Origin of the sequence: uncultured Algibacter sp., from assembly GCF_947487605.1 — a bacterium.
Lineage (GTDB): Bacteria > Bacteroidota > Bacteroidia > Flavobacteriales > Flavobacteriaceae > Algibacter_D.
On sequence record NZ_CANKXK010000039.1, the window covers coordinates 1 to 1,445 of the forward strand.

Below are 1,445 nucleotides of genomic sequence, written 5' to 3' on the forward strand. Positions count from 1 at the left end.
CAATCTATTTGTATTGGAAATTCTTTTGATCTTGCTTCTATTGCTACTGGTAGTGGAACACTAACATATCATACATCACAAGCAGATGCCGATAATGATACTGGAGCTATTTCATCAACCGTAAGTCCTGCTGCAACGGCTACTTACTATGTAAGAAGTGAAAATGGATCTGGTTGTTATACCACAGATTCCGTAACTATTACCGCAAACCCCAATTTAACACCTTCGGTAACAATCACCTCCAGCGATCCAGACAATGCTATTTGTTCAGGTGATTCCGTAATGTTTACAGCAACACCAACTAATGGAGGGTCAACACCTTCCTATCAATGGCAAGTAAATGGGGGAAATGTTGGAATAGATAGTCCAACTTACACCACCGCTGTATTAGCCGATAATGATATCGTAACAGTTATACTCACAACAAGCGAAACATGCTATACATCCTTGACAGCACCTAGTAATGCTATTCAAACAAATATATATACTGTATTGAGCACACCAACTAATGGTGCATCTTTAGGAAATAATCAAATAAACGGAAATACTTCCATCTGTCCTGTACAAAATGGGCTAATTTATTCTGTAAACGACGATAGCAATGCTACTGGTTACACATGGACATTCCCTTCTGGTTTTACAATAGTATCTGGAGCCAATAGCCATTCCATTACTGTAAATGCTACAGCTAGTGCAGCAGTGGGTACAATTACGGTTACCGCAAATAACCCTTGTGGGTCAAGCAGCACAGTCTCAATTTCGGTTACTGTTAATACTTATGCTGAAGTAATTGCAGGTCCAGACCAAACAGTTTGTGCAGGAACAAATTCAATAACCCTTGCAGGTGGTGTTGGAGGTTCTATTAATCCTCAACATCAAAACTGGGATTGGTCTGATGGTTCAGGAAATACAAATAATTTTGCAAATGACAAAAAACTAGATAGTAGATATGACATTCCTAACCCTATCAGAACTAATGGAGGAACTATAACTATAACCATAACTTCGACAAATAACGTTGCTGGATGTAATGTCGCTACCGATTCTATGATTTTAACTGTTATTGCTGATGCAACTATTAGTTCTCCTTCTAATAATAATCAAACTCACTGTATTAATACAGCAATTACACCAATTAGTTTTACAATTGGCGGAGGTGCTACTGGAGCAACTGTATCTGGATTACCAGCTGGTGTTACAGGAAATTATAGCGGTGGTATTTTTACTATAAGTGGTACACCTTCTGTTGCTGGTACATTTGGCTATACGGTAACTACCACAGGTACTTGTACCCAGACTTCTGGAAGCGGAACAATTACAGTAAACCCACTCCCTACTCTAAGTACTGTTGATGGTTCAGTCTGTGCCACTAGTCAAACCAGTATTGATTTAAATACTTTAGTAACAACTAATGGGACTACCGTTACATTCCATGCATCTCAAGC

1 protein-coding gene is annotated in these 1,445 nt (G+C 38.8%); it reads left to right on the forward strand.

Annotated elements, in window-relative coordinates; translation table 11 throughout:
- The coding region (locus tag Q0739_RS14805; RefSeq protein WP_298239514.1) for a hypothetical protein at window positions 1-1,445 on the forward strand (1,445 nt) is incomplete at both ends.